The sequence below is a fragment of the Paraburkholderia sp. RL18-085-BIA-A genome, from assembly GCF_046027075.1.
Lineage (GTDB): Bacteria > Pseudomonadota > Gammaproteobacteria > Burkholderiales > Burkholderiaceae > Paraburkholderia.
In genome coordinates, this window is the sequence record NZ_JARESU010000245.1 from 1 (window position 1) to 7,401 (window position 7,401).

Below are 7,401 nucleotides of genomic sequence, written 5' to 3' on the forward strand. Positions count from 1 at the left end.
TTTTTTTAGGCATCAATCTGTCCGCTATATTTCTGATGTGTGAGTAAGTCTTCGACGCAACACATCAATGCCCGTATCGAAAAAGCGCAGGAAGCTGGCCAACGCGAGCGCCGAGCAGGCCACAAAGAAGCGACTGCAAACGTCACCGCTTGCACGCGCCGAGGCAGACCGCATAGTCCTGCATATCCGCGTTGGCCTTGAAGTGATCCGCTCAGGCCACCGCGATGAAACAGCATTGCTCAACCTGCAGTCGGTGATCCTGCTCACTGAGATGCTGACGGCCGAAGGGCGAGGCGCCTTATCGTTGGACATGATTCGAGACACTGGCCGGCGCATTGTTCATTTACTGGAAGAAGGCAAGGATACGGAGCCTTGGTCAGTGCCTGCCGCGCTTTGCGACGCCCTGACAGCGATCGTCAACGAGTACGACCGGATGATGCATCAGGTGCCGTTGCAGGCCGTGCTTGCCGCCACCGGAAAACTGGAGCGTCTCGAGGAAGAAGACCCGCAGTATTTCCGTTGCATGCGCGACAACGATGGCCGCTCAGCTGACTGACGTGCGTTCCACGACCGCTTTGTGGCGAGCGTTCGCCCAATGGCCAGCGAGTCGCTGGCAGTTTTTTACCTTAACCACACAAGGATCAAAATGCGTTTGTTGCTTGCTCTCGTTTTCCCGTGGCTGCAGTTCTTTACTATCGGCCGCCCTTTTGCGGGAATCATCTGCCTGCTGCTGCAGATTACACTGATTGGCTGGATTCCGGCTGCAATCTGGTCGGTCTATGCGCTGAGCCAGTACAAGACCGACCAGAAGATCGAGCGCGCGCTCGGGTCTCGCGGTTGAATCAGCCACTTAACGCGCTCAGCTCACGAGACACAGCATGTCTGATGTAGATACACAGACGGAATGGAAGCAGGATTCGCCCTATGGCTGGTCGCACGCAAGCGGCTGGTCCATTGGGCGATACGTCGTCGCAGGCGTATCGCATTTCATGCTTTGGCAGGGTCGCGACCACCGGGGCAAGTTCGCAAGCCTCGAAGCGGCTCAGGCAGAGCACCGCCTGCCAACGAAAGCATAGGAGAAATAGATGTCGAGTTACCTCAAGCTCAAGGCAGAGCTCGCAGCACTGGACCTTCAGATCGACATAGCGCTCGCCCGTGAAAAGGCTGCGGCGATTCGCGAGATCCAGGCAAAAATCAAGGAGTGGTGCATCTCACTGCGCGACCTTCAGCAGGCGCTGGGCGGTCGTCAATCGCGCGTCAGGACGGGCGGGACGCAAGAACCGAAGTACAGAGACCCGTCGAGCGGGGCCACCTGGAGTGGCCGCGGACGCGCGCCCGGCTGGCTAGCTGGCAAAGCCCGTACCGCATTTGAGATTGCGTCACCCGCGTCTTGACCCGCAAACCCAGCAGCGCATAGCCGGTTGGCCGCCGAGGCACCCGTTTCCATGCTGCTACCATTGCGTGAAGCCCGCTGACTTGTGGCGGGCGATCCAACGGAGCGATGAACAGAATGGCGTCAAGCCGAAAGCGCGCGGGCGACAAAAAGATGGCGCGCAGGCCACTTACCAAATCGAAGCTTTTGCCGATGAACGCCGCACTGGCGCGCGACCGGTCCCTCTCCTGTCACGTGGCGCTGGACGGCTGGCGTCGGGGCCACGGGAACCGTCGCATCGTCAACGAACTCACACGAGCGACCTATATGACGTGGTTCCTTCAGTGCGCCGGTTATGGCGACGCGCCGGTCGAACTCTTCAAGGTCGCCGAGTGCGTTGTGGAACTCACGCTGATGAAGGCACATGAAAGCAGTGAGCAGGACGGCTGGTCGCTCGACGAGGAGTCGGTTTCTACGTTCACAGCGATTCTCGCCCTCCACGACGCCCAACTGCGGACCGCCCCGCTGCATCAGTACGAAAGCGCCGAGCGGCGCCTTCTCGCTTTCCTGAAAGGATCGGAACGCTCCCCTATCCCTGAACCCATCGATTGACGGAGGAAAAGGCCATGTGTACCAGTTACGAAGCGCCTGGCAAGACCGAATTCGAAACGTTCAGGCTGTTTCCTGAACCGTCATTCGACTATCGCAGCGATATATACAAGGATTACGCTGCTCCGATTCTCCGACGCGTCGCCGGTCAGCTATCGACCGACGCTGCGAGTTTTGGCATGATTCCCCGCGAGCGGATTCCGCCTGGCGTCAAGGTCTTCGACACGATGAACGCGCGCAGCGAAACAGTGGGTCAGAAGCGGAGCTTTAGTGGCGCCTGGAACCGGCTTCAACTCGCACTGGTACCTTGTCGCCGGTTCTACGAGCCTTCGTACGAGACTGGCAAACCTGTACGCTGGCGCATTAAGCCTGGCCGACGAAGGCGCCTGCGCTATCGCCGGCCTGTGGCGCACATGGGATAACGCGGACGGCTCACAGACGCTCTCGATGACGATGCTTACCTTGAATGCCGACGAGCATCCGTTGATGAAGCGGTTCCACAAGCCTGGCGCGGAGAAGCGCGGCGTTGTAGTGCTTCCCAAATCCGAACACCTCGACTGGCTTTCGTGTACCAGCACTGACGAGGCAAGAACTTTTCTGCGATTGCTACCAGCCGCTGCGTTGCAGGCGGAGCCGCACCCGCTCCCGCCGCGGAAGCGCGCGGCAGGCGCGGCAGGAGACGGCGAACAACCATCCCTTATCTGAGTGGGCACTTCGGGTTCCACGCTTGCTCCGTGCAAAAGGTCGAAAGAAAAGTTCTGCGGCCGCTTTGGCGGCACAGCCCCCTCAACGCGGTGATTGTCCGCTGCTACCAGTCGGCGAACTCTAGCGTTGCCCCGAGACATCCGCCATCCGCTTTGCTGCCGCGGCCGCACCACGCTACTGAACGCGCCGAACGATAGATCCGTCGGCGGCCGTTCGCCCACCCAGCACGCGCTGGTTCACCAAGATCTTTTGCGTATGTTTGTCCTGATTTGCGACGAGCTTCTCAGCCCGATCTATCCGAATCGCCGACCGCAGGCAGGACCACGCGTACGGCAGGCAAATCGGTAGCGCTATCACTGAAGCGATAAGCACCTCGCCGGGCTGTTTGAAAAGCAGCCGCGAAAAGATGAATGGCACAAAGGCGACGAAAGAAAGAACGCCATATGCGCCGGTATACGTCCACTTGCGCAGCCGTCGTGGCCACGGCTTCCTGTAACGCGGTTTGAAATCGATCTGCAGATCCCCGTGCTGCGGGAAATGACCTAGGTAATATCTGCCTAAAATGTAGTCTTTCAGGGCGCCGGGAGCACCTTTGAGCGACAGCAAATATTCGATCTCGTCTGCGGTGAGACGCGTGGTGCCGGCTATTGCCTGATAACCTTTTTCCCTCAGGAACGGATGCATCGCGCTGTTTCGCGACGCTTCCTCAAGGAACTCGCGAGCGAACTTGTACTCGTCGCGCATCCTTCCTCGCTGACTGATTTGGAAGTCATATAGCAGCTTGCCTACCCCGCTAACGCCGATGAGCAGAGCGCCGATCTTGTACGCAATTTCGATGTCCATTTATCGCCTTTTTTCGTCTCTTCCCGCCTTATCGGCACTGCGTTGGAATACTTGAAATCGTGGGACGCAGCGCTGAGAGGAGCGTTCAAAAAAAATCCCCGAGGCGTTAGCCCCGGGGACGTTGGAAAGGTTACTGCCGCACAGCAATCAGGCTGCGACGGCAAACAGGTCAAACTGCGGCGATACCGGTTTCAGCATCGCCATGTGTGCCGCGTCACTGATGCTGTTAGCGATCAGGTGAAGATCCAACTCATCAGGTGTCAGATTCAAACGCTGCGCGAGCCTGTTGAAGTACTGCCCGCGCTTTGCCATCTCCTGATATCGCTGGGCCATGCCGACGGGCAGTCTCACCATCCCCTCGTTCAGCCAGAAACGCGCTGACTCCAGTGCATCGTGATGCTGCGTTCTCAGCATGAACGCGGTGTCGTACGTGCAGGTCACAAACTCGCAAGCGGCTTCCGCATCAACGTCGAACTGCGAGGCTTCCTGGAAGTACACCGTTTGCTCGCCTGCTGACGTACGCGCGTACCAGCCGGCACGCTCGGGATGCCGATAGCGATTCCACTGCTCCGCGTTGAAATCACGGAGACCCACAGTAGGCGCCTCGCGGTCATACTGATCCACCGGATACCAGCCATGCAGCACGATGTCCGCCTTTGGCCTGGGCTCAACATCAGGAACCGCATATCTGCGACCAAGCACGTTCACGTCATGCCACACAGCGAGCGCGGGAAACGCATGGGGCGCGTAGTGGTGCATAGACAGAAAGAAATCGATCGCCACAAGCTGCCGCGGCGTGACGAATTCGAACTGCGGATCGCACAGCATCCGGTTGTGTTCGGTGTCGGCAATAAGCCCCGACGCCAACTCGCCCGAATGTCGCTCTGCGCGGTCCCGCTCGTCAGCATCGATCGACAGCAGCATACGCAGCACTCAACCGCTCCCAGTACCCATAGGTATCCGCCTGAATCCGCGTGTACCCCACATCACTTAACGTCCTGCCTACGAGTTCACGGCGGGACAGGTCCCACTGGATCGCGAGCAGGTAGTTACGGAATTCATTCAGCGGCTTCAGGTGCGCATGCTCCGTCTCCTGGACCATGAACTCCATAGACTTGTCGCGAGCGCCTGTAACGCCGCAGAAAGCGCATCCGAACCTCGAACCGCACGCTGCACGCGCGCCGCTCTCGCCTGCTATGACACCGCAGACACCGCCATTGCCGGCGCGATAGATATCCGAAAGCCTTGCGATGGTCGCCGGCGCGAGCGGGCTCTGGAATCCGAGCGAAGAATCCCCCATACAGCCGAGCATCGTCCAGACATCGTCAGAGGTCCAATCTCTCCGGAAAAGTTAAAGGCAAATGGACACTGAATAATCCTGTAAATTCAGTGGCTTGCAGAAAACCAACCTGTCCATCCCCGCAAAACGAAAAACGGACAAGACCACAGAATGTGCTTGCACTGGATGGACCGCCAGCATACACGCACGCATCGACGTTCTAGGATCGCGTTCGGAGAGACCGCGCTACCGGGTCAATCCGGCTTATCACGTCGAGACCTTGCTTTCGTACGCCGACCGGCTGTACCCGGACCCGTTGCTGCCAGTCGACCAGTCGGAGTTGAAAAGGCAGGTATCTGAGTGGAACGGTCATTCCGTGCCGTCACTCGAGGACAAGTCATCTATTTGTTCGACGCCCGCCCAAGTCCGCGGGCTCGCAAGCGCGTGACTGCGCATGCGGGCAGGCGTTGAATAAACCTGAAGGAGGAAACCGCGGAGTGCTCCGGCACGGTTGAAGTCGCGAAAGCTAGGCGGTCTGGGTCCAGGGTGCGAACTTGCGCATGCGCATGTCGTCAATCATGCGCCGGCGCAGCGGGCTGACGCCCGGATCGGAGGAGATCATGATGGGGCTCCTGCTGGAGAGCGAGGCGGATTGCCTCATTCGCCAGGCGCTGCGGATTTGGTGTTCCGCCAGTACGTGGTGTTCCGACCACGCAGGAAGCAAGCGGCTGAGAAAAAGAACTATACAGTGGGCGCAAAGGGCAGATGGCCGGCGCGAAATCGCAAGTGCTTCTTGCCGTACGAGTACGACCATCGCAGTCTTGCAGAGGATCTCGACCAGATCCAAATCCCGCAGGACATCGAGGTCATGCTCGGCGAGAAGGCCAGCACGGTTGCCCGGCTCATCAAGGGCGAAGGCCGACGGCCCGATCGTTGATGCGTTCCGGTGCATTCAGGAAACAGCGGGCGACGCTGCCGCGTACGAGTACCTGCGCGCCGAAGCAGCGCACGGCGCAGCTGATGACTGCGGCGGGAAACCGATAACCGTGATAAAGCGATTTTGTCTTCTCCATCTTGCAATCTTAGGCGACCACCTCGCCAACGTGGCAGAGCCGCTGACGCATCTACCCCAATTGAGGCGATTGAGTTAGCCGGAGAAGCGGCGTGCTTTGAGGGCATATGCCGTCAGCGATCAAGAATCGCTTGACCGTTTAGATCTGGAAGACTGTCGCAAGCTGAGGTCCCTCAACCGCTACCTGACGCGGAGATACGGCATGTCTCCCAAGCATTCCCGCGGCGAGTAGGACTTCCCAAGGACTATCCCCCGCCTTGCGCTAGACGTCCCCCGACAAGGGGATTTTTTTATCGAACGTGCTATCGCAAGATACGTCCGGGCCGCGAGACGCCGCGTGTCCACTACTTCCAACCGAGAAACGATGATGCCCCAAGCTCAAGCCAGGCCCGGAAAGCTGCTGCTGTCCCCTTCCGATCACACGCTGATCCTCATCGACCACCAGTCGCAGATGGCCTTTGCCACGAAGTCGATCGACCCGGTCGTGCTGCGCAACAATGCCGCGCTGGTGGCGAAGGCGGCGAAGGAGTTCTCCGTTTCGACGATCCTGACAACCGTTGCCGCGGCGTCGTTCTCCGGTCCGATCTTCAACGAGATCCGTTCGGTGTTTCCCGACGAGGCGATCATCGACCGCACCTCGATGAACACCTGGGAAGACCCGCGCATCGCCGACCGCGTGAACGCCATCGGCAAGCCGCGCCTTGTGTTCGCGGGCCTGTGGACGAGCGTGTGCATCGTCGGTCCGGCGCTGTCTGCGCTCGACCAGGGTTTCGAAGTGTATGTGATCGCTGACGCGTGCGGCGACGTCACCGAAGAAGCGCACGAGCGCGCGATGCAGCGAATCATCCAGGCAGGCGCACACCCGATGACCTCGCTGCAATATCTGCTCGAGTTGCAACGCGACTGGGCGCGCGGCGAGACCTACAACCAGACCGTTGCCACCGCGATCGAGCATGGCGGCGGCTATGGGCTCGGCCTGGTCTACGCGAAGACGATGTTCGGCGGCAGCGAGGCCCACTGATCCCCGGACGCGCCACACCCGCCATCTGAACCGCGGTAGGCGGCCCGGCGTAACGCTCGGGCCGCCTCCGGTTCCCGACCCGAACCCGACGAAGCGAAGACAGCACACCCATGAAGCTCTATCTGCTCTCCCTCGGAGCCGGCGCCCTCGTCGGCGTCATCTATAGCCCATGTAATAGCCGTCCTTCGCCCTGCCAACCAGCATCAAAAAATCTCGTGACTTCGGTATCGCAGGTAGTTCTTTGGCGCCGCCCGCTGGTCTTCCGATCCCTTCGCGATGATCGACGAGACCGCTACCCGGCGGTACACAGTCGCGCCCAACATTCAATCTCTCTTCCAATGGCAATGACCCGAAAGGACACACGATGACCCTGCCCCGAATCAGCGGAACGAATGTTTCCGCGGACGCGACCCGCTCCGGCCGATTGTTTTTCCTCGAATTGAGCGGTGGCCGCATTCACTCGATCAATCCCGACGGATCCGACCTCAAGACGATCGTCA

12 protein-coding genes and 1 pseudogene are annotated in these 7,401 nt (G+C 59.6%); 9 read left to right on the forward strand and 4 right to left on the reverse strand.

Annotated features, from left to right (window positions below; all coding sequences use genetic code 11):
- Nucleotides 1-67: 67 nt before the first annotated feature.
- The 6 genes from P0D89_RS49805 to P0D89_RS49830 all read left to right on the forward strand — a co-directional run bounded on the left by P0D89_RS49805 (nt 68) and on the right by P0D89_RS49830 (nt 2,686).
- Nucleotides 68-556, forward strand: a complete 489-nt coding sequence (locus tag P0D89_RS49805; RefSeq protein ID WP_408370360.1) for a hypothetical protein — start codon at nt 68-70, stop codon at nt 554-556.
- A gap of 90 nt (nt 557-646) precedes the next feature.
- Complete coding sequence (locus P0D89_RS49810) at nt 647-841, forward strand: YqaE/Pmp3 family membrane protein (RefSeq protein WP_114158394.1); 195 nt, start codon at nt 647-649, stop codon at nt 839-841.
- Nucleotides 842-1,085: 244 nt separating this feature from the next.
- A complete protein-coding gene (locus P0D89_RS49815) occupies nt 1,086-1,394 on the forward strand; it encodes an H-NS histone family protein (RefSeq protein ID WP_408370358.1) in 309 nt (102 codons plus the stop codon).
- 107 nt (nt 1,395-1,501) lie between these two features.
- On the forward strand, nt 1,502-1,984 hold the full coding sequence (locus P0D89_RS49820) for a hypothetical protein (RefSeq protein WP_408370356.1): 483 nt from the start codon (nt 1,502-1,504) through the stop codon (nt 1,982-1,984).
- Between the two features lie 14 nt (nt 1,985-1,998).
- A complete protein-coding gene (locus P0D89_RS49825) occupies nt 1,999-2,403 on the forward strand; it encodes an SOS response-associated peptidase family protein (protein ID WP_408370354.1) in 405 nt (134 codons plus the stop codon).
- Nucleotides 2,384-2,686, forward strand: coding sequence for an SOS response-associated peptidase family protein (locus tag P0D89_RS49830; protein WP_408379200.1), 303 nt, complete (start codon nt 2,384-2,386; stop codon nt 2,684-2,686). The genes P0D89_RS49825 and P0D89_RS49830 overlap by 20 nt, the downstream gene beginning before the upstream one ends.
- Nucleotides 2,687-2,860: 174 nt before the next feature.
- On the opposite strand, the gene P0D89_RS49835 is transcribed toward P0D89_RS49830, so the two are convergent.
- The 3 genes from P0D89_RS49835 to P0D89_RS49845 form a co-directional block, all read right to left on the reverse strand.
- Entirely contained in the window at nt 2,861-3,529 is a 669-nt protein-coding gene (locus P0D89_RS49835; protein ID WP_408379194.1) for a hypothetical protein, read from the reverse strand.
- A gap of 147 nt (nt 3,530-3,676) precedes the next feature.
- Nucleotides 3,677-4,462 (reverse strand): hypothetical protein, encoded by a 786-nt coding sequence (locus tag P0D89_RS49840; RefSeq protein ID WP_408370350.1) that lies wholly within the window; start codon nt 4,460-4,462, stop codon nt 3,677-3,679.
- On the reverse strand, nt 4,431-4,841 hold the full coding sequence (locus P0D89_RS49845; RefSeq protein ID WP_408379196.1) for a hypothetical protein: 411 nt from the start codon (nt 4,839-4,841) through the stop codon (nt 4,431-4,433). Before P0D89_RS49845 ends, P0D89_RS49840 begins: the two co-directional genes overlap by 32 nt.
- 646 nt (nt 4,842-5,487) lie before the next feature.
- Here P0D89_RS49845 and P0D89_RS49850 point away from each other — a divergent pair.
- Nucleotides 5,488-5,745, forward strand: coding sequence for a hypothetical protein (locus P0D89_RS49850; protein WP_408370347.1), 258 nt, complete (start codon nt 5,488-5,490; stop codon nt 5,743-5,745).
- A gap of 61 nt (nt 5,746-5,806) precedes the next feature.
- Here the strand turns inward: P0D89_RS49850 and P0D89_RS54750 are convergent.
- Nucleotides 5,807-5,881, reverse strand: a pseudogene (locus P0D89_RS54750) (IS6 family transposase); the annotation flags it as partial.
- A 366-nt stretch (nt 5,882-6,247) separates the two neighbouring features.
- Here P0D89_RS54750 and P0D89_RS49855 point away from each other — a divergent pair.
- Both P0D89_RS49855 and P0D89_RS49860 read left to right on the forward strand, forming a co-directional pair.
- Nucleotides 6,248-6,901 carry a hydrolase gene (locus tag P0D89_RS49855; protein WP_408182907.1) on the forward strand — a complete coding sequence of 218 codons (654 nt, stop codon included), beginning with the start codon at nt 6,248-6,250 and terminating at the stop codon, nt 6,899-6,901.
- Nucleotides 6,902-7,011: 110 nt separating this feature from the next.
- Nucleotides 7,012-7,269 carry a DUF1427 family protein gene (locus tag P0D89_RS49860; RefSeq protein ID WP_408379198.1) on the forward strand — a complete coding sequence of 86 codons (258 nt, stop codon included), beginning with the start codon at nt 7,012-7,014 and terminating at the stop codon, nt 7,267-7,269.
- The last annotated feature ends 132 nt before the right edge of the window (nt 7,270-7,401 follow it).